Source organism: Shewanella electrica (assembly GCF_022321485.1).
Classification (GTDB): domain Bacteria; phylum Pseudomonadota; class Gammaproteobacteria; order Enterobacterales; family Shewanellaceae; genus Shewanella; species Shewanella electrica.
This window is the reverse complement of record NZ_JAKOGG010000005.1, coordinates 81,869-101,167: the sequence shown is the minus strand read 5'-3', so window position 1 is coordinate 101,167 and position 19,299 is coordinate 81,869. Positions and strand designations below refer to the sequence as shown.

The 19,299-nt window shown below is 49.0% G+C and carries 20 protein-coding genes; 6 read left to right on the top strand and 14 right to left on the bottom strand.

The annotated features are described in order from the left end of the window. Positions 1–130: 130 nt before the first annotated feature. Positions 131–772 (bottom strand): phosphoribosylglycinamide formyltransferase, encoded by a 642-nt coding sequence (gene purN, locus L9G74_RS09400; RefSeq protein WP_238896057.1) that lies wholly within the window; start codon positions 770–772, stop codon positions 131–133. Beyond that, on the bottom strand, positions 772–1,809 hold the full coding sequence (gene purM / locus L9G74_RS09395; protein WP_238896056.1) for a phosphoribosylformylglycinamidine cyclo-ligase: 1,038 nt from the start codon (positions 1,807–1,809) through the stop codon (positions 772–774). The genes purN and purM overlap by 1 nt, the downstream gene beginning before the upstream one ends. A gap of 242 nt (positions 1,810–2,051) precedes the next feature. Between purM and upp the strand changes: the two genes are divergently transcribed. Next, positions 2,052–2,678, top strand: coding sequence for a uracil phosphoribosyltransferase (upp, locus tag L9G74_RS09390; RefSeq protein WP_238896055.1), 627 nt, complete (start codon positions 2,052–2,054; stop codon positions 2,676–2,678). Positions 2,679–2,747: 69 nt separating this feature from the next. Here the strand turns inward: upp and L9G74_RS09385 are convergent, their stop codons facing one another. After that, a complete protein-coding gene (locus L9G74_RS09385; RefSeq protein ID WP_238896054.1) occupies positions 2,748–4,067 on the bottom strand; it encodes a Na+/H+ antiporter family protein in 1,320 nt (439 codons plus the stop codon). Between the two features lie 280 nt (positions 4,068–4,347). Between L9G74_RS09385 and L9G74_RS09380 the strand changes: the two genes are divergently transcribed. Further along, positions 4,348–4,953, top strand: coding sequence for a peroxiredoxin (locus L9G74_RS09380; protein WP_238896053.1), 606 nt, complete (start codon positions 4,348–4,350; stop codon positions 4,951–4,953). A 72-nt stretch (positions 4,954–5,025) separates the two neighbouring features. On the opposite strand, the gene L9G74_RS09375 is transcribed toward L9G74_RS09380, so the two are convergent. The 6 genes from L9G74_RS09375 to L9G74_RS09350 form a co-directional block, all read right to left on the bottom strand. After that, positions 5,026–6,168: a ribosomal protein uL16 3-hydroxylase gene (locus L9G74_RS09375; protein ID WP_238896052.1), complete on the bottom strand. Its 1,143-nt coding sequence runs from the start codon at positions 6,166–6,168 to the stop codon at positions 5,026–5,028. Positions 6,169–6,233: 65 nt separating this feature from the next. Beyond that, positions 6,234–7,604, bottom strand: a complete 1,371-nt coding sequence (purB, locus tag L9G74_RS09370) for an adenylosuccinate lyase (RefSeq protein WP_238896051.1) — start codon at positions 7,602–7,604, stop codon at positions 6,234–6,236. A 26-nt stretch (positions 7,605–7,630) separates the two neighbouring features. Further along, positions 7,631–8,248, bottom strand: coding sequence for a high frequency lysogenization protein HflD (gene hflD / locus L9G74_RS09365; protein ID WP_238896050.1), 618 nt, complete (start codon positions 8,246–8,248; stop codon positions 7,631–7,633). A gap of 8 nt (positions 8,249–8,256) precedes the next feature. After that, complete coding sequence (gene mnmA, locus L9G74_RS09360) at positions 8,257–9,372, bottom strand: tRNA 2-thiouridine(34) synthase MnmA (RefSeq protein WP_238896049.1); 1,116 nt, start codon at positions 9,370–9,372, stop codon at positions 8,257–8,259. Between the two features lie 101 nt (positions 9,373–9,473). Further along, on the bottom strand, positions 9,474–9,959 hold the full coding sequence (locus L9G74_RS09355) for an NUDIX hydrolase (protein ID WP_238896048.1): 486 nt from the start codon (positions 9,957–9,959) through the stop codon (positions 9,474–9,476). 28 nt (positions 9,960–9,987) lie between these two features. Beyond that, positions 9,988–10,698 (bottom strand): pseudouridine synthase, encoded by a 711-nt coding sequence (locus L9G74_RS09350; protein WP_238896047.1) that lies wholly within the window; start codon positions 10,696–10,698, stop codon positions 9,988–9,990. A gap of 257 nt (positions 10,699–10,955) precedes the next feature. On the opposite strand from L9G74_RS09350, the gene L9G74_RS09345 reads away from it, so the two are divergent. After that, complete coding sequence (locus L9G74_RS09345; protein WP_238896046.1) at positions 10,956–13,181, top strand: NADP-dependent isocitrate dehydrogenase; 2,226 nt, start codon at positions 10,956–10,958, stop codon at positions 13,179–13,181. A 104-nt stretch (positions 13,182–13,285) separates the two neighbouring features. On the opposite strand, the gene cspD is transcribed toward L9G74_RS09345, so the two are convergent. After that, complete coding sequence (gene cspD / locus L9G74_RS09340; protein WP_238896045.1) at positions 13,286–13,492, bottom strand: cold shock domain-containing protein CspD; 207 nt, start codon at positions 13,490–13,492, stop codon at positions 13,286–13,288. Positions 13,493–13,876: 384 nt separating this feature from the next. On the opposite strand from cspD, the gene clpS reads away from it, so the two are divergent. Further along, positions 13,877–14,185 carry an ATP-dependent Clp protease adapter ClpS gene (clpS, locus tag L9G74_RS09335; RefSeq protein ID WP_238896044.1) on the top strand — a complete coding sequence of 103 codons (309 nt, stop codon included), beginning with the start codon at positions 13,877–13,879 and terminating at the stop codon, positions 14,183–14,185. Positions 14,186–14,219: 34 nt separating this feature from the next. Then, positions 14,220–16,481 carry an ATP-dependent Clp protease ATP-binding subunit ClpA gene (gene clpA / locus L9G74_RS09330; protein WP_238896043.1) on the top strand — a complete coding sequence of 754 codons (2,262 nt, stop codon included), beginning with the start codon at positions 14,220–14,222 and terminating at the stop codon, positions 16,479–16,481. 133 nt (positions 16,482–16,614) lie between these two features. Here the strand turns inward: clpA and infA are convergent, their stop codons facing one another. From infA to aat, 3 genes are all read right to left on the bottom strand, one after another. Then, positions 16,615–16,833 (bottom strand): translation initiation factor IF-1, encoded by a 219-nt coding sequence (infA, locus tag L9G74_RS09325; protein WP_037439960.1) that lies wholly within the window; start codon positions 16,831–16,833, stop codon positions 16,615–16,617. 77 nt (positions 16,834–16,910) lie between these two features. Then, positions 16,911–17,624, bottom strand: a complete 714-nt coding sequence (locus tag L9G74_RS09320; RefSeq protein WP_238896042.1) for an arginyltransferase — start codon at positions 17,622–17,624, stop codon at positions 16,911–16,913. Next, a complete protein-coding gene (gene aat, locus L9G74_RS09315) occupies positions 17,614–18,324 on the bottom strand; it encodes a leucyl/phenylalanyl-tRNA--protein transferase (RefSeq protein WP_238896041.1) in 711 nt (236 codons plus the stop codon). The genes L9G74_RS09320 and aat overlap by 11 nt, the downstream gene beginning before the upstream one ends. A 52-nt stretch (positions 18,325–18,376) precedes the next feature. Between aat and L9G74_RS09310 the strand changes: the two genes are divergently transcribed. Beyond that, positions 18,377–18,853: an outer membrane lipoprotein gene (locus L9G74_RS09310; RefSeq protein ID WP_238896040.1), complete on the top strand. Its 477-nt coding sequence runs from the start codon at positions 18,377–18,379 to the stop codon at positions 18,851–18,853. Positions 18,854–18,911: 58 nt separating this feature from the next. Here L9G74_RS09310 and L9G74_RS09305 read toward each other — a convergent pair whose 3' ends face one another. After that, positions 18,912–19,262, bottom strand: coding sequence for a hypothetical protein (locus L9G74_RS09305; protein WP_238896039.1), 351 nt, complete (start codon positions 19,260–19,262; stop codon positions 18,912–18,914). Positions 19,263–19,299: the final 37 nt, after the last annotated feature.

The window sequence follows — 19,299 nt, the reverse complement described above, 5'->3', positions numbered from 1 at the left end:
TATATAAACTGCCACTATTCAAAGATAATTATCATACAATTGCAATGGTGTAATCGACTATTTTATTAAACTATGAAAGCACGCATAAAAAAAGGAGCACGAGGCTCCTTTTTATGAATGTTTCTTTAATTTAATCAGCAGCGTAGCCATGGGCAGCGAGTTGATTGCCATCAAGTAGCGCTACGTCGTCAGTCATTGTTAAGCGACCTTCAGCGAACCATTTGACCACTAGCGGGTAAATGGCATGTTCCTGCTCATGCACGCGGGCGGCCAATAACTCGGCGGTGTCATCATCAAACACTGGCACTTTGGCTTGTAGGATCACCGGGCCGGCATCTAACTCTTGCACCACAAAATGCACACTGGCGCCATGTTCGCTGTCACCAGCATCAATGGCGCGTTGGTGGGTATTTAAGCCAGTAAAGCGTGGTAGCAGTGATGGATGCACATTGAGCATTTTACCTTGATACCGTTGTACCAAGTCGTCACTCAAAATGCGCATAAAGCCAGCCAACACGATTAAATCAGGCTCATAGCTGTCGATGGCTTGCTGTAAGCGTTGGTCGTATTGGTCGCGTGATTCACCAGTTTGGGCAAGCACAGTGCTTGTCGCAATATCTGCCTCAGCTGCACGTTGAATACCGTAAGCGTCAGCCTTATTTGTGATAACACCCACAACTTGATAAGGCGCTTTGCTGCTCTGGTCAATAATGGCTTGCAGGTTGCTGCCGTTGCCAGAGATCAGTACCACGACGCGACACAATTTCGACATTAGATGATCTCCACTGCCGCTTCGTTATCAGCGCGAGTGGCGATGGCGCCGATGTGCCATGCTTTTTCACCGTGGCTGTTTAGCAGGGCTATAGCGGCGTCAACTTGGTCAGCTGGCAGGGCGATAACCATACCCACACCACAGTTGAAGGTGCGGTACATTTCGTACTTTTCAATGTTGCCAGCGCTCATCAACCAGTCAAAGACCACCGGCCATTGCCATGAATCACCTTTGATAACCGCTTTGGCATTGTCAGGCAGTACACGCGGGATATTTTCCCAGAAGCCGCCGCCAGTGATATGAGCCAGTGCGTGGATATCGTGTTTTTCGATCAGGTCGAGCACAGATTTCACGTAGATTTTGGTGGGTTCGAGCAGGTGTTCAATCAGTGGCTTACCAGCCAGATCTTGTTGCGGGTTAGCTTGGCTAACTTCCAGCACTTTACGGATAAGTGAATAGCCGTTGGAGTGCGGGCCAGAAGAACCCAGTGCAATCAGTGCATCGCCAGCGGCCACTTTTGAACCGTCGATGATGTCTGCTTTTTCAACCACGCCCACACAGAAGCCCGCTAAGTCGTAATCAGCGCCTTCGTACATGCCAGGCATTTCAGCAGTTTCGCCACCAATCAAGGCGCAGCCTGATTGATGACAACCTTCGCCTATACCCGTTACTACAGCAGTTGCGGCTTCTACGTCCAGCTTACCAGTAGCGTAATAATCGAGGAAAAACAGCGGTTCTGCACCCTGAACAATCAAATCGTTCACACACATGGCAACCAAGTCGATACCTACGCTGTCATGCTTTTTATAGTCGATGGCTAAACGCAGCTTAGTGCCAACACCGTCGGTACCTGATACCAGTACAGGGTGTTTATATTTGGTAGGTAATTCGCACAGGGCTCCGAAGCCCCCCAGATTCCCCATGACTTCAGGGCGGTGGGTGCGCTTAACAACAGATTTGATGTTATCAACCAAGGCGTTGCCCGCATCGATATCGACACCGGCGTCTTTGTAGCTCAGTGGGGTAGGAGTACTCACTTGATCCTCTCGGGTACAGGGTATATGAATATTATGCGGCGGTATTCTATCAGCTTGAGGATGGGGTCGAAAGCGAAACGTGGCGCATCCCTAACCGGATAGGGCTCACGAATTGACTGATAAACAAAACTTTATGTTTTCCACTTAGGTCAAATCTACTAAACTTGCACAAATTTGCCTGTCACAGCCGAGTTTCAACGCTTGTCTGTGCCAAACCCGCGAGATAGTTCAGGAGAGTTACCATGAAAGTTGTTGAGGTTAAACACCCATTAGTCCGTCACAAAATAGGTTTGATGCGCGAAGGCGATATCAGCACCAAACGTTTTCGTGAACTGGCGTCTGAAGTGGGCAACTTGTTAACCTACGAGGCAACTGCGGATTTTGTGACAGAACGTGTGACCATTGATGGCTGGAATGGTCCCGTGGAAGTTGATCAGATCAAAGGGAAAAAGGTCACCGTAGTACCCATTTTACGTGCTGGTTTGGGGATGATGGACGGTGTATTGGAAAACATTCCAAGTGCACGTATTTCCGTGGTCGGTATGTACCGCGATGAAGAAACTTTAGAGCCTGTGCCATATTTCGAAAAATTTGCCAGTGATTTGCAAGAGCGTTTGGCATTGGTGGTTGACCCAATGCTGGCTACTGGTGGCTCAATGATTGCTACTGTTGATCTGCTCAAAGCTCGTGGCTGTACCAACATCAAAGCCTTGGTCTTAGTGGCCGCGCCAGAAGGCATCAAAGCGTTGGAAGCTGCGCATCCTGACATCGAGCTGTATTGTGCCTCTGTCGACCGTTGTTTGAATGAACACGGTTACATTCTGCCGGGGCTGGGTGATGCGGGCGACAAGATCTTCGGTACCAAATAATTTATCATTCGGATGAATGAAAAAGCCCGCAATGCGGGCTTTTTTAATGGTTAACATTCACTCATGCGTTTACAGCACCATGGCGGCAATCCAGCCGAAAATTAGCAACGGAATGTTGTAGTGAATAAAAGTGGGGATCACGCTGTCGCGAATATGGTCATGCTGTCCATCCACGTTCAAACCTGCGGTTGGGCCAAGGGTCGAATCGGATGCCGGTGAGCCAGCATCGCCCAAGGCTGCTGCGGTGCCCACTAACGCCACAACAGCGGTGCTGGAAAAGCCAAAGTGTAGTGCCAACGGGACATAGATAGTGGCAATAATCGGGATGGTCGAAAACGACGAGCCGATGCCCATAGTGATCAGCAAGCCCACTACCAACATCAAAAATGCTGCCAAGCCTTTGTTGTCACCAATCACTTCACCGAGAGTCTTTACTAACGTTGCCACTTGGCCGGTGGCATCCACTACTGCGGCAAAGCCACTGGCGGCAATCATAATAAAGCCGATGCTGGCCATCATCTTGGTGCCACGGGTAAACACGTCATCTTTATCTACCTGCTTCAATGCGCCAGAAAAACTAAAGATGATAAAGCCGACCAACGCGCCAAAAATCATTGAGTCAGTGCGTAGCTGCACTGCTAACGTTGCCACAATGGCGAGGATAGCGATGGCTAAATCTTTTTTGCTGACCTTGGCTGCGACGGTAGCGGTGAACTCTTTGGATTCATGGTACTGGCGTGGCTTACGGTAAGAGATAAATATTGCGACTAATAAGCCCAAGACCATGCCCATCGCAGGGATCAACATGGCGCTGGGAACATCGGCTGATGTCAGTGATAGGCCGTTTTCATTGAGGTTGGTCAGCAAAATATCGTTGAGGAAGATACCGCCGAACCCCACAGGCAACACCATGTAAGTGGTCACTAGACCAAAAGTGAGCGAGCAAGCAACTAAGCGTCTATCCAGCTGCAAGCGGGTCATCAGTTGTAGCAACGGTGGAATGAGAATTGGAATAAAGGCAATGTGGATCGGCAAAATGTTTTGCGAGCTGATCGACATGGCAACCAGTGCGGCAATCAACACGTAGCGCACAATGCCACTACTTTGCTGTTGCTGTTCTTTGCCTAAAAATTTTAACACCGAGGATGACACCAAATTGGTCAATCCTGAATGTGATAACGCTACCGCAAAAGCGCCCAGCAGCGCATAGCTCAATGCTATTTTTGCGCCGCCACCTAAGCCATCGTTAAATGCCGTCACAGTTTGGTCAATACTCAAACCGCCAACAACACCTGCGACCACAGCGCTGACTGTTAAGGCGATAACCACATTTATTCGCGCGATACTCATTGCCAACATCAGGCAGACCGCAATCACCACAGCATTCATATTGTGTTTTATCGTTGTTCTTTATGGGGGACGGCTATTGTCGGCAAGTGAACGGCTGCTGTCTAGTCGTAAGTGACGGATATGTTACAGCCGCAGCGCAGAGTTGCTTAAGGCACAATCGATTACATGGGACAAATGTTATCACTTGTCTGAATAACACTCTAAAAACAGTGATATGGATCATAAATAGGTTGTTACTTAGCGGCCACCGCCTATAATGCTTGGGTAGTTAAAACGGAATGTTTTATTCACTGCTCAATCCATAGATGGAGGAAAGAAAATGGGCGTATTAGTAGGCCGTCCGGCTCCCGACTTTACTGCGGCAGCTGTGCTGGGTTCAGGTGAAATTGTTGATAGCTTCAATCTGACTGCGGCAATCAAAGGCAAACCAGCGGTGGTTTTTTTCTACCCACTCGACTTCACTTTCGTATGTCCTTCTGAGTTGATCGCTTTTGATCATCGTCTGGAAGAGTTCAAAAAACGCGGTGTAGAAGTTATTGGTGTGTCTATCGACTCTCAATTCACTCACAACGCATGGCGCAACACCCCAGTAGACAAAGGCGGTATTGGCCCAGTTAAATACACTTTGGTTGCTGACACTCGTCACGACATCTGCAAAGCATACGATGTTGAACACCCAGAAGCAGGCGTAGCTTTCCGTGGTTCGTTCCTGATCGACAAAGAAGGCGTAGTTCGTCACCAAGTAGTGAACGATCTGCCACTGGGTCGTAACATCGATGAAATGCTGCGTATGATCGACGCACTGCAATTCCACGAAGAGCACGGCGAAGTTTGCCCAGCTGGTTGGAGCAAAGGCGACAAAGGTATGCAAGGTAGCCCAGACGGCGTAGCTGCTTACCTGTCTGAAAACGCTGACAACCTGTAAGCGTTATTTGGTCGATTAAAAAAAACCGCTCACGAGAGCGGTTTTTTATTAGCTGATGCGCCATTGAACCAACTACTCGTTGGCATCAGCTAGATAGAACCAACCTTTTTTCAACAGCTCAAGCAACAGTGCTTGTAGGCTGGCGGATTGATGCAGGGCTTGCAGTGCATCACCACTAAATTCAGTTTGATCGCTCAACTGCTTGGCTAACTCGGCATCGGCCGCATCAAAGGCAAAGGCTTCGCCATTGATAAACAAGCGGGGTTGCAGATCGTTTTCCAGCAACAGTACTTTCAAGCCGCCGATGCGTTTTAGCACGGCACCATCTTCAATCGCATCAGTTAGTTCTGCTGCGCTGACGGGTTCGCCTTCACAGATGTCCAACTCAAAGCGGTTTTGACTTAGCAGTTTACCCAACATGGTTTGGTAATATTGCGGATCTTCGGTTAACTGTTTAATCAGTGCCATCATGCCAAGTTGCTGCTCTTGCGCCACCACACCTTTGCCTGCAGCATTGGTAGTGGAGGTGAAACGGCGATGACCAATATTTTCATCAATCAGGTAATCGGCCATTTGGCTCATCAACTCCTGCTGACTTGGCGCGCGGAAGCCGATGGAGTACGACAAGGCCAACGTCAGGGTAAAGCCTTGGTGTGGGAATCCTGGCGGAATGTACAGCATGTCGCCCGGCTCTAAAATGTCGTCAATAATTGGGCTGAAGTTTTCAATCAACGGTGAGGTGAGGTTACCACCACGTTGTTGATGGCTGCCGATGTCGCCAACGGTCCAGCGGCGACGGCCTTCGCCTTGAATAATGAACACATCGTATTGGTCGATATGCGGGCCAACGCCACCGCCCGGCGTGGCGAATGACACCATCAGATCGTCAAAGCGCCAGTCTGGCAGAAAGCGGAACGCTTCCACGAAAGGTTGGCTGTCTGGATACCAATGGTTAACCGCTTGTACCAACAGCTGCCAGTTTTCTTCGCCGTATTGGTCGTAATCTTCAAACGGACCGTTGATGACTTGCCAGTCTTTACCATCGTTTTGGGTAACGACGATACGTGATGCGACTTCCTCTTCACAAGCAAGGCCAGCCAGTTCATCCGCCGCGATTGGGTCGGCGAAGTTCTTAAACGCTTGACGGAAAATCATCGGCTTTTTCTGCCAGATGTTGTTAAGGAAATCCTGCTTATCCAGCGTGAGTTGGTACATATCTCTTCCTACAATGAAAAAGGCGGCCACTAAAAGTGCCCGCCCAAGGTCTTGTTCTGTGACGCTTATTTCAAGTCGTCAACAAAGGCTTCGGCGCGGCCAATGTATGTTGCTGGTGTCAGCTGTTTTAGCTCAGCTTTTACCGCGTCTGGCAGTTCCAGAGTGTCGATAAAGGCGGCTAGCTGGGCACCATCAATGCGTTTGCCGCGAGTTAATTCTTTCAGTTTTTCGTATGGCTTTTCGATGCCGTAACGACGCATCACGGTTTGTACTGGCTCAGCCAATACTTCCCAGTTGTGATCCAGTTCGTCACGCAGGTGCTGTTCGTTCACTTCCAGCTTGCTGATGCCTTTCAACGTCGCTTGGTAAGCAACCAGTGAGTGGGCAAAACCTACGCCCAAGTTACGCAGCACGGTTGAGTCGGTCAGGTCACGCTGCCAGCGAGATACGGGCAGTTTGCTGGCCAAGTGTTGCATCAATGCGTTGGCGATACCCAAGTTACCTTCGGAGTTTTCGAAGTCGATTGGGTTAACTTTGTGCGGCATAGTTGATGAGCCGATTTCGCCCGCAATGGTTTTTTGCTTGAAGTGACCCAGCGCGATGTAGCCCCAGATGTCACGGTCGAAGTCGATCAAAATGGTGTTGAAACGGGCAACCGCATCGAACAGCTCTGCAATGTAATCGTGTGGCTCGATTTGGGTGGTGTATGGGTTCCAGTTCAAACCTAGGCTGGTCACAAAGCGTTGTGACAGTGCGTGCCAGTCAACCTCTGGGTAAGCAGACAGGTGCGCGTTGTAGTTACCTACGGCACCGTTGATTTTACCCATGATTTCAACCGCAGCGATCTGCTTCAGTTGACGTTCCAGACGGACGGCAACGTTGGCCATCTCTTTACCCAAAGTCGAAGGCGAGGCTGGTTGGCCGTGAGTACGTGACATCAATGGCACAGTTTTGTAGCTGTGCGCCAGTGCTTTAACGCCATCAAGAATTTTGTTTAAGTACGGCAGCAGCACATGGTCACGCGCTTCAGTCAGCATCAAACCGTGTGACAGGTTGTTGATGTCTTCTGAGGTACAAGCAAAGTGCACAAATTCACCCACAGCGTTCAATTCTGCGTTGTCGGCGATTTTTTCTTTGATGAAGTACTCCACCGCTTTCACATCGTGATTGGTGGTGGCTTCAATGGTTTTTACGCGCTGTGCGTCGTCTACACTGAAGTTGTCGCGAATGCTATCAAGTAGTGCTAACGCTGCTTCACTAAACGGCGGCACTTCTTCGATTTCTGGGCAGCTAGACAGCAGCTTCAACCAGTTGATCTCAACTTGTACGCGATACTTGGTTAGACCGTACTCGCTGAATATCCCCCGCAGCTCGGTGGTTTTACTACCATAGCGCCCGTCAACCGGGGAGATAGCAGTCAGTGCGGAAAGTTCCATTGTAAGCTCCTTGATGAACTCGTTTTTTAATGTAGGGTAAGGAATTTTGTCGCGGTATCGACGATAGCTTTACGGGTGAACACCAGTTGACGGCGTTTCCCACCTAGCTGACGCCACAATACGGCGCTGCGCATTGCTGCAAGCAACAAGGCGCGTATTTTATGTTGTACTAAAGGTTGTTGTAGCACGTGAGGGTTGCCGGAAATTTGGATTTTCGGGCCAATGTTACTGATCACGTCGCTGTAAATGCTGGCGAAGTTACTGATGACTTGTTCATCGGTAATAGTAAAGTGTTGCAGTTGGCGATGTACTTGATTGATGCGCTCTGACAGCACATTCAGCGCGCCGTTGTTGCGGCTCAGTTTGCGTTCTAGTGACAACAAACCGACTAAGTAGCGGGTGACTTCGACATCTTTTTGTTGGCTATCGCCGAGTTGATTAAGCACCCAGCGAAAGCCATTGGCTAACACTTGTTTGTCTGGATAGATATCGTCGATGGAATCGGGTTCTGTCACTAAAATGGTATTCAGTGCTGCGGCCAACTGCTGCTCGTCGGTTTCGCCGTGACGAGCAATATACTGAACTTGGGCGATGGCTTGCAGGGTAGCAGCCAGCGCCATGGTTCTGTTTTCGAGACTATCCATTGCGTCCTTTACTCTCTAATTAAGCGGTCAATAATGCCACCGCCAAGACAGACTTCACCGTCATAAAATACTGCTGATTGCCCCGGAGTTACCGCTGCCACCGGCTCGTCAAAGGTCACCACTAACTCGCCGGCGTCGTTATATTGCACTTGGCAAGGCACGTCAGCTTGGCGATAACGGGTTTTGACGGTAATGCGGCTACCCGCCGTTGGGCCTTCACGGTCCACCCAATCGAGCTGATTGGCGATTAGACCGTTAGACATCAAGCGTGGGTGATGGCCGCCTTGAGCCACGATCAGTACGTTACGGGTCAAATCTTTATCAACCACATACCAAGGATCATCGTTACTGTCTTTCATCCCGCCGATGCCAAGGCCTTTGCGTTGGCCCAGTGTGTGATACATCAGCCCTTGGTGTTTACCAATCGCTTCACCGTCAACGGTTTCAATTACGCCGGGTTGTGCGGGCAGATAACGGCCAAGGAACTCAGTAAATTTACGTTCGCCGATAAAGCAGATACCGGTGCTGTCTTTTTTGGCAGCGGTGACTAACCCTTGTTCAAGTGCGATTTCACGCACGCGAGGTTTTTCTAAGTCACCCACCGGGAACAGGCTGCGGCCTACTTGCTCATGGCTCAAAGTATAGAGGAAGTAGCTTTGATCTTTATTACCGTCGGCACCACGCAGCAGGGTGGCTTTGCCATTCAGTTCGCCACGGCGGACATAGTGACCCATGGCGATATAGTCGGCGTCGAGGATATCTTCGGCAAAGTCGAGAAACGCTTTAAATTTGATCTCTTTGTTGCACATGATGTCTGGGTTTGGTGTACGACCGGCTTTATATTCAGCCAAAAAGTATTCGAACACATTGTCCCAGTATTCGGCAGCAAAGTTAACGGTGTGCAGTTTGATACCGAGGCGATCACATACCGCTTGGGCGTCTTTCAAGTCTTCGGCTGCTGAGCAATATTCAGTGTCATCGTCTTCTTCCCAGTTCTTCATGAACAGGCCTTCCACTTGATATCCTTGCTGCTTTAACAGATAAGCAGAAACGGAGGAATCAACACCACCGGACATACCGACGATGACTTTTTTAGCGGATGGATTGGGATCAGTAAAATTCATATGAGGCTAACAACCATTGAACAGCAAACATTAATAGCGACCGACTCGAACAGTTTGTTCTTAAAAATGGCCAATCGCCCGACTTTATTAGGGCGCGTATTCTAGCACGCATCGGCCGCTGGGGCTAATGTCAGAAAGCGCGAATTTAAGCATTCGAGTGGCAACCTTTCCCCACGCAAATAGGCATCAATGGTATCGAGCACTAACGGGCTACGCAGTTGCGACTGGCGGGCGCTAATTTCTGCGTAGCTGAGCCAGTGGGCCGCAGTGATATCGGCATCTTGTGGCTGGCTTGGCAGGGCATTGGCCAGCGAACAGCAAAAGGTAAAGCGTAAGAATGCTAACTCCGGGCTGGCAGAAAACTGGTCAATACGCACGAGCGCCTGTGGCGTCAGGCTTAAGCCGGTTTCTTCTAAAATCTCGCGCTCGCACGCCATCACTAAACTTTCGTGCGCCTCTAAGTGTCCGGCAGGCTGATTGAACTGCTGCTTGTCGCTAATCCATTCTTCAACCAGCAGAAACTTACCTTGTGCTTCAATGACACAAGCCACAGTCACATTGGGGCGATAACGTGGTTTTTCAGCCATGCTCAAATTCCTTGTGTTAATTGGCCAGTTAACTTTGCATGAGTTTAGCAATCTCGCTTGGGCTTAGTTCGCAATATTCGCCGTTAGCGATCAAGGTACCAGGTTGCATTAACGAAGTATCACCAATACTAAAACGGATCAGCCGTAACGTGGGAAAACCTACCTGCGCCGTCATGCGGCGTACTTGGCGGTTGCGGCCTTCACGAATAGAGATAGCCAGCCATGTGGTAGGAATATTGGCGCGTTCACGAATCGGTGGCGTGCGCGGCCACACATCAGGTGCCTCAATACGCTGCACTTTTGCCGGTAAGGTCATGCCATCTTTTAGCTCAACGCCGTGTTCCAATGCACTAATGGCACTCGCGCTGACATCACCCTCAACTTGCACCCAGTAGGTTTTATAGGTGTGTTTCTTCGGTTCGGTGAGTTTTGCCTGCAGCTGACCGTTATTGGTCAGCAGCAACAAACCTTCGCTGTCACGGTCAAGGCGGCCAGCGGCGTAGATATCTTTGATCGCGATAAAATCTTTCAGTGTTTGCCGACCTTGCTCATCGGTGAACTGACACAGCACATCAAACGGTTTATTGAACAACACCACCCGCGTATCCGCGAGGCTGACTTGCGGCTTGGCTACATTTTTGGCGCGAGCTGCTGGGCGTGGTCGATGGGGCCAACGGGTATTTTTGTTGGGCTGGCTGCGGTTAGTTTTTGATTTTATTGCGGGCTTTTTGGCTGGCATGCTCATCAGTGCTTTGGCTGTGTCGTTTTAAATAGAGGATTTCAATCGGACAATAGTCTAGCGCGATAAAGCATGATGCGGAATTTGAATCTTTGAAAGAATGCACTATGATGATTGCCAAAATGTGATCTATACCCCGCAGTTGATAGGTGTTTATATTTATCTAACTTATTGAATCTTAAATCATAAAACTTTATGAAAAGTTCTTTGGGGAATAGTTCCTACTTTGTTTCTTGCATGTACGCATAGGACTGAAAATGACTGACAAAACCCCAACTATCATCTACACGGAAACAGATGAAGCGCCTGCGCTGGCCACCCTGTCATTGCTGCCAATCATCAAAACTTTCGTTAAACCTGCCGGTATTGCGGTAGAAACCCGCGATATTTCGCTGTCTGGTCGCGTGATTGCCGCGTTCCCTGAGCGTCTGACCGAGGCGCAGAAAATTGGCGACCATTTGGCTGAGTTGGGCGAACTGGCGACTAAGCCAGAAGCAAACATCATCAAGTTGCCTAACATCAGTGCCTCAATTCCACAGCTGCGCGCCTGTATTAAAGAGCTACAAGCGCAAGGTTACGATTTACCAAACTATCCTGAAGAGCCGGCTTCTGCTGAAGAGAAAGACGTGAAAGCGCGCTATGACAAGATCAAAGGCAGTGCGGTAAACCCAGTATTGCGTGAAGGTAACTCAGACCGCCGCGCACCGTTGTCAGTAAAAAATTATGCGCGTAAACACCCACATTCTATGGGCGCTTGGAGTAAAGACAGCAAAACCCACGTATCGCACATGGAAGACGGTGACTTCTACGCCAGCGAACAGTCGGTCACGTTGGCTGATGCTGACAGCGTCAATATCGTATTAGAACCAACTGCTGGCACACCGGTGCGTTTGAAATCTGATCTGAAAGTGCTCGCGGGTGAAATCATCGATGCTTCAGTCATGAGTGCGGCTAAGTTGCAGGCCTTCTTTGAGCGCGAAATCGAAGCGGCGAGAACGCAAGACGTGCTGGTATCACTGCACTTAAAAGCCACCATGATGAAAGTGTCTGACCCCATTATGTTTGGTCTGGCGGTTAAGGCGTATTACAAAGCGCTGTTTGCCAAATATGGTGACACCTTCAAATCCCTCGGCGTTGACGTGAAAAATGGCTTCGGTGACGTGGTTGCAAAAATTGCTGAGCTGCCAGCGGCAGAGAAAAGCGCTATTGAAGCGGACATTGCGGCTATCTATGCTGCGCAACCGCCATTGGCGATGGTGAACTCAGATAAAGGCATCACCAACCTGCATGTACCTAGCGATGTGATCATCGATGCATCAATGCCTGCGGCAATTCGTGCTGGTGGTCAGATGTGGGGGCCAGACGGTCAACTGAAAGACATGAAAGCGATGATCCCAGATCGTTGCTACGCCGGTATCTACCAAGAAACCATCGATTTCTGTAAAGAGCACGGCGCGTTTGATCCTGCCACCATGGGCACTGTGCCTAACGTGGGCTTGATGGCGCAAAAAGCGGAAGAATACGGCAGCCACGATAAAACTTTTGAAATCTCAACTGCAGGTGTGGTGAAAGTCATCAACCAAGCGGGTGATGTGTTGATGCAACATAAGGTGGAAGCTGGCGATATCTGGCGCATGTGCCAAGCCAAAGACGCACCAATCCGTGATTGGGTGAAACTAGCGGTACGTCGTGCCCGTTTGAGCAACACGCCAGCAGTGTTCTGGTTAGATGCTGAGCGTGCTCACGATGCCCAAGTGATCGCCAAAGTTAACGCGTATCTGCCGGAAGAAGATACCGATGGTTTAGATATCCGCGTTCTGGCACCAAAAGACGCAGCGCGTTTCTCGCTTACTCGTATGAAAGCGGGTCAAGATACTATCTCTGTCACCGGTAACGTACTGCGTGATTACCTGACTGACTTGTTCCCCATTCTGGAGCTTGGTACCAGCGCAAAAATGCTGTCTATCGTGCCGTTGATGAATGGTGGTGGTTTGTTTGAAACTGGTGCGGGCGGTAGTGCGCCAAAACACGTACAACAGTTTGAAGAAGAGAACCACCTGCGTTGGGATTCACTCGGCGAATTCTTAGCATTGGGCGCGTCACTGGAACACTTGAGCCAAACTACTGGCAATGCCAAAGCCCAAGTGTTAGCTGACTGTTTAGACGCAGCGATTGGCGAGTTCTTGGATAACAACAAATCACCTTCTCGCAAAGTCGGTCAGATTGATAACCGCGGTAGCCACTTCTACTTGGCACAATATTGGGCCAAAGCGTTGGCCGCACAAACCGAAGACGGCGACTTAAAAGCAGCGTTTGCTGACTTAGCCAATGCATTGGTTGCGCAAGAAGACAAAATTGTTGCTGAGCTAAATGGCGTGCAAGGTGGTGCGGTGGATATGGGCGGTTATTATCGTCCAGATACTGCCAAAGCAACTGCGGCTATGCGTCCAAGCGCAACGCTGAACGGCTTGTTAGCTTACTAAGGTGTTAAAGATTAGCGGCGGCGCTTGGCGTCGCTGTTAATCCAAATGTTAAGCAAATAAAAAGGCGGGAACTTCCCGCCTTTTATATGAATTGTGGTCTGGTGTTATTTGACAGGAGAAATAGACGAGGCATGCATGCCTTTCGGTCCTTTCTCAACTTCAAACTGCACAGGTTGACCTGCCTTCAGAGTTCTGTAGCCATCCATATCGATGGTTGAATAGTGCGCAAAAACGTCCTCACCACCTTGATCTGGGCAGATAAACCCGAAACCTTTGGCGTTGTTGAACCACTTTACAGTTCCGCTTGCCATACATCTACTTCCTTCTACTGTTGCTCCATTACACCGATATTCCGTTGTACGAAATATCTACTAACCACGACAGAATGAGATTGTTGCGCAACGATGTCAAGCGTAAATTAACATAATTACAACATTTATAAGACTAAAGAATAATAAACACGCTGTTCGGTAAAAAATGTGGCTATCACCCTTGAAAATCGATTTTCGAACAATATGTACACTACAGGGTAAGTTAATCAGAAATATTAATTAATCCGCTCTATTTGGTTTAGACAACTTCCTTAAGTTGATCGTATAGTGAATTCATCATCAGTGAAGAAAATCGCACGAAGACATCGAATCATTCTATTAGAGTGGTTGGTTTAACTGTGATACAGATACTAGTATTGAATTATGGGAAAAAGTGGTCAGATTGAAACGGTGGATAAGGGCGTTGAAGAAGCGTTGCAGCCACCACCAATGTATAAGGTAATGTTATTCAACGATGACTATACTCCAATGGATTTTGTCGTTGAGATATTGCAACTGTTCTTCAATAAAAATCATCAGGAAGCCACTGACATCATGTTATTGGTGCACCACCAAGGAAAGGCCGTCTGCGGACTCTATCCGTTCGGGATTGCAGAAACCAAAGTGGCCCAGGTGAATCAATTCGCCAGACAACATCAGCACCCGCTGCTATGTTCTTTGGAGAAAGCGTAACAAAAATAGCAATCACTGAAGTTAGGGGGTGCTTATGCTGAATAAAGATCTGGAAGTCACGTTAAACTTGGCATTTCAGCAGGCCAGAGATGCACGGCATGAATACATGACCGTAGAACATCTATTGTTAGCGTTGATTGATAACCCCGCCGCGCGTGATGCTTTACTCGCCTGTGGTGCCAACATTGAGAAGTTGCGTGATGATATTGCCAGCTTTATTACGCAAACCACACCTGTGATTTCTGACGTTACTGACGAACGTGAGACCCAACCCACATTAGGTTTCCAACGCGTGTTACAGCGCGCCGTATTCCATGTGCAATCTTCTGGTCGCAATGAAGTGACTGGCGCTAACGTGCTGGTGGCTATCTTTAGCGAGCAGGAATCACAAGCTGTTTACCTGTTACGCCGTTATGACGTGACCCGTCTTGACGTGGTCAACTACATCTCTCATGGTTTTGCCAAAAACAATGATGAGTCAGAAGATAACGCCGCCAATGAAGCGTCTGAAGAGCAAGCTGAAACCGTTGAAGACCGTAGCATGTTGAGTCAATTTGCTGCCAACCTCAACGAGCAAGCCGCTCAGGGCAAAATTGATCCGCTGATTGGCCGTCACGATGAAATCGAGCGTAGTATTCAAATTCTTTGTCGTCGCCGCAAAAACAACCCACTGTTGGTGGGGGAAGCTGGCGTCGGTAAAACCGCCATTGCTGAAGGCTTGGCCTATCGTATTGTTTCTGACGAAGTGCCGGATGTTATCCGTGATGCCACCGTGTACTCGCTTGATATGGGCGCGTTGCTGGCAGGTACCAAATATCGCGGTGATTTTGAGAAACGTCTGAAAAACTTGCTCAAAGAGCTGACCGCAGACAAACAAGCGATTCTGTTTATTGATGAAATCCACACCATTATCGGTGCCGGCGCGGCTTCTGGTGGCGTGATGGATGCGTCCAACCTGCTCAAACCTCTGTTATCTAGCGGCAAGCTGCGTTGCATGGGCTCGACGACTTTCCAAGAATACCAAAGCATTTTTGAGAAAGACCGCGCATTGGCGCGTCGTTTCCAGAAAATTGATGTCAATGAACCTAGCGTAGAAGAAACCACCAAGATTTTGGAAGGATTAAAATCTCGCTACGAAGAGCATCACCACATTCGCTACACCAAGGCGGCGCTAGCCACAGCGGCACGCTTGTCAGACCGTCATATCAACGACCGTCATCTGCCCGATAAGGCGATTGACGTGATTGATGAAGCCGGTGCGCGTATGGCGATGCTGCCGCTGAGTAAGCGCAAGAAAACTATCGGTGAAGCGGAAATCGAAGCAGTCATTGCCAAAATGGCGCGCATCCCTGAAAAATCCGTGTCTTCGACCGAAAAAGATGTGCTGAAAAATCTTGAGCGCAATCTGAAGATGACCGTATTTGGTCAGGATAAAGCGATTGAAACGCTAAGCTCCGCCATCCGCTTGGCACGTAGTGGTCTAGGTAACGACAATAAACCGGTGGGTAGCTTCCTATTTGCTGGCCCAACCGGGGTAGGTAAGACCGAAGTCACCAATCAGTTGGCACAATGCCTTGGTATGAAACTGGTGCGCTTTGATATGTCGGAGTACATGGAAAGCCACACCGTTTCACGGTTGATTGGTGCGCCTCCGGGATATGTCGGTTTTGATCAAGGTGGTTTGCTGACTGATGCAGTGATCAAAAATCCACATTGTGTGGTGTTGTTGGATGAGATTGAAAAAGCGCACCCTGATATCTACAACTTGCTGCTGCAAGTGATGGATCACGGTACGTTGACCGATAACAATGGTCGCAAAGCAGACTTCCGCCATGTCACCTTAGTGATGACCACCAATGCGGGCGTACAGGAGACGGTGAGAAAGTCTATCGGCTTTAAACAGCAAGATCACAGCCATGATGCCCTGTCGGAAATTAACCGCGTGTTCTCGCCAGAGTTCCGTAACCGCTTGGATGCCATTGTTTGGTTCAACAGCTTAGATATGACCATCATCGCCAAAGTGGTTGATAAGTTCTTGGTCGAGCTGCAAGCCCAGTTGGATGCCAAAGGCGTTATGCTGGAAGTCTCTGATGAAGCGCGTACCTTCTTGGCTGAGAAAGGCTACGACAAGTCGATGGGGGCACGGCCGATGGCTCGTGTTGTGAAAGACTTGCTGAAACGGCCATTAGCTGACGAAATCCTGTTTGGTAAATTGGAATTCGGTGGTGTGGCGAAAGTGGATGTGGTCGATGGCGAGCTGGATATTCAGGTGGATACCCCCGAGAAAGTCTCGTAATCGTTTAACTCCGCCTATAAAAAATGGCTGCATTACGCAGCCATTTTTTTGGTGGCATCTTAACAGGCTATGAAGAATAATCCTTGCTACTCGTGCGTTACACCAGTAGACCAGCTGTTACGTTGGATGGATATTAGCGTGCGCGGAAGACGATACGGCCTTTGCTCAAATCGTACGGGGTAAGTTGGACGGTGACTTTATCACCAGTCAGGATACGGATGTAGTTTTTACGCATTTTACCGGAAATGTGAGCAGTCACAACGTGACCGTTTTCCAGCTCAACTCGAAACATCGTATTTGGCAAGGTTTCAAGGATAGTCCCTTGCATCTCAATACTGTCTTCTTTCGCCATTAAATTTTTGTCCTGTTAGCCTCTAGGAAATAAAAACCGCCGTATCATGCCGCAAAATCCCCGTAGTGTAAAGGTATTTAGGGCAATGCATCCTGATTTTGCCAGCCTGCTTGAGTCAAAATTTGGTAGGGTCGATAGAGGCGTTTGTAACTCATTTTGCGGTTATCATCTATTTGATATCCCAAATAAAGAAACGACTTATTCATCGATACCGCCAACTTACATTGTTGCAGAATCATAAAACTGCCTAATGAACGATGGCTGAGATCTGGCTCAAAGAAACTGTATACCGCCGACAAGCTATTTTGCAGTAGATCCGTCACGGCTACGCCGATCAATTTGCCCTCTAAATGCAGCTCCAATAATGCGGGTTGCATCCAATCACAGCCGACAAAACCTTGGTACTGCTCTAGCGTTGGTGGGTACATAGGGCCATCAAAATGGCGCGCACTGATGTAACGTTCATAGAGTGCGTAGTGTTCATCGCGGAATTGGTTGCTGACGGCAATCTCTATGTCATGGTTCTTTGCCAAGGTGCGTTTTTGCCGTTTTGACGGAGTGAAATGCGCGACCGGAACCCGAATCGGCTGGCACGCCTGACAATGTGGACAGCGCGGTTTGTAGATCATACTGCCACTGCGGCGAAAGCCCATAGACAGTAGCCGCTCAAACAGTTGTGCTTGCATCAATGGCTCTTTGATCACCAGCAACTGTTCCTGCCTATCGTCTAAGTAACTACAGGGAAAAGTATGTGTTAGGCCAACGTCCACGGTTTGTTGTTCAGAGTGCAATTTGAACCTCTTGTTTATCCCAGCAGTTGGCCGCTGTGGCACCATCTCGCAGTTGCTGCAGGCGTGCGATAAAGTCAGCGCGTTTTAATGCTTTCGCTCCCAATGATAGCAGGTGAGGGTTCATCACTTGGGCATCAATGAGTTGATAGCCTGCCGCTTTAACATGTTGGCTGAGCATAACGAACGCTGCTTTAGAGGCATTGGTCTCGCGATGGAACATAGATTCGCCACAAAACACTTGGCCGACATTGATGCCATAAAGGCCACCAATAAGGCGTTGCCCCTGCCACACTTCAATGGAATGAGCACGGCCCATCTCATGCAGTTGCTGGTAGGCTAGGCGTATTTCTCCAGTGATCCAAGTGCCAACCTGCTGCTCTCGCGGCATGGCGCAACCGGCGACCACATCGGCGAAGGCATGATTGATGGTAAACCGCCAGCCTGTTTTTTTGATAAACTTACGCAAACTACGGCTGACATTTACCTCATCAGGGAGGAAAATGGCTCTCGGGTCGGGCGACCACCAAAGGATAGGATCTTCATGGCTAAACCAAGGAAATATGCCTTGGTAGTATGCCGTTAATAATCGTTGCGGATGCAGATCGCCACCCACAGCGAGCAAACCGTTCGGTTCCGTTAAAGCCAACTCGGGCGCCGGAAACGGGTCAGCAATACCTTGCAAGAAAGATAGTGTATTCACAGTTTAATAGGGTCACTCAGAGTTGGTTCACTAAGTTAACGGAACTCAGCATATGTGGAAAATATTAATCTTCGTATTCAGCCTGTCAACGTTAGCGCTTTTCAATAGCATAGCGCAAGCCGAGCAGTTCCCGCGTAATCAAGCGATGCCAGTGGAGAAAGTGGTTTACGGCACGCTGTCATCGATTCGTGATGTGTCTCGCACCGAGTTAGAGCGCGATAAAAATAGTGGTTGGAAAACCTTTGGTGGTGCCTTATTAGGTGGCGTGATAGGTAATCAATTCGGCAGCGGTCATGGGCGAGATGTCACCACTGTGCTCGGGGCACTGGTGGGGGCGGGCGTTGGGCAATATCACGCTAATGATGTACGGACACGACAAATCCCATTACAGGAGTTGATGATTCAGCAAGATGATGGTCAACAGGTGATGGTGGTGCAAGAGCCAGCGGCTAATATGCCATTACAATCAGGTGATAAAGTGCGTGTGGTGTATTTTAAACAAGGTGTCAGAGTCGACAAGGCGATGTGAACGCCAAATGTAAATGGCGCTCACATCTGATTAGCTAAAGGTTAGCAACCCCTAGCGCTTAGAAACCGCGAGGCAGTGTGTTGCCCGCTTGCTGCGCCAGTTTTTCACGCCACAGCTGTTTAGGTGTTTTGCCTTGGGCATTACCCTTTGCCGCAGCTGTCGGCGCCGCAGTTTGAGCTTTTGCCACTGGTGCTTTGGCAGGCTTGGCTTTGGTGGCCGATTGCGGCGCTGTTGCCTCAGGTGCATCCAGTTCCGCTAACATCTGTTCTAGTTCCGCGAAGCGAACCGATTTTTCACCATCGATTTTGTACCAGCTACCGCTTTGTTCGATGCTGATAGCTTTTCCTTCACGCTTTGAAAGAGCTGCTTCCAATTGGCTGATGACATCTTCTTTAGTCAGTTTGGTCATTGAATTAGGCCTATTTATTGTAATGTTGATTTCAAAG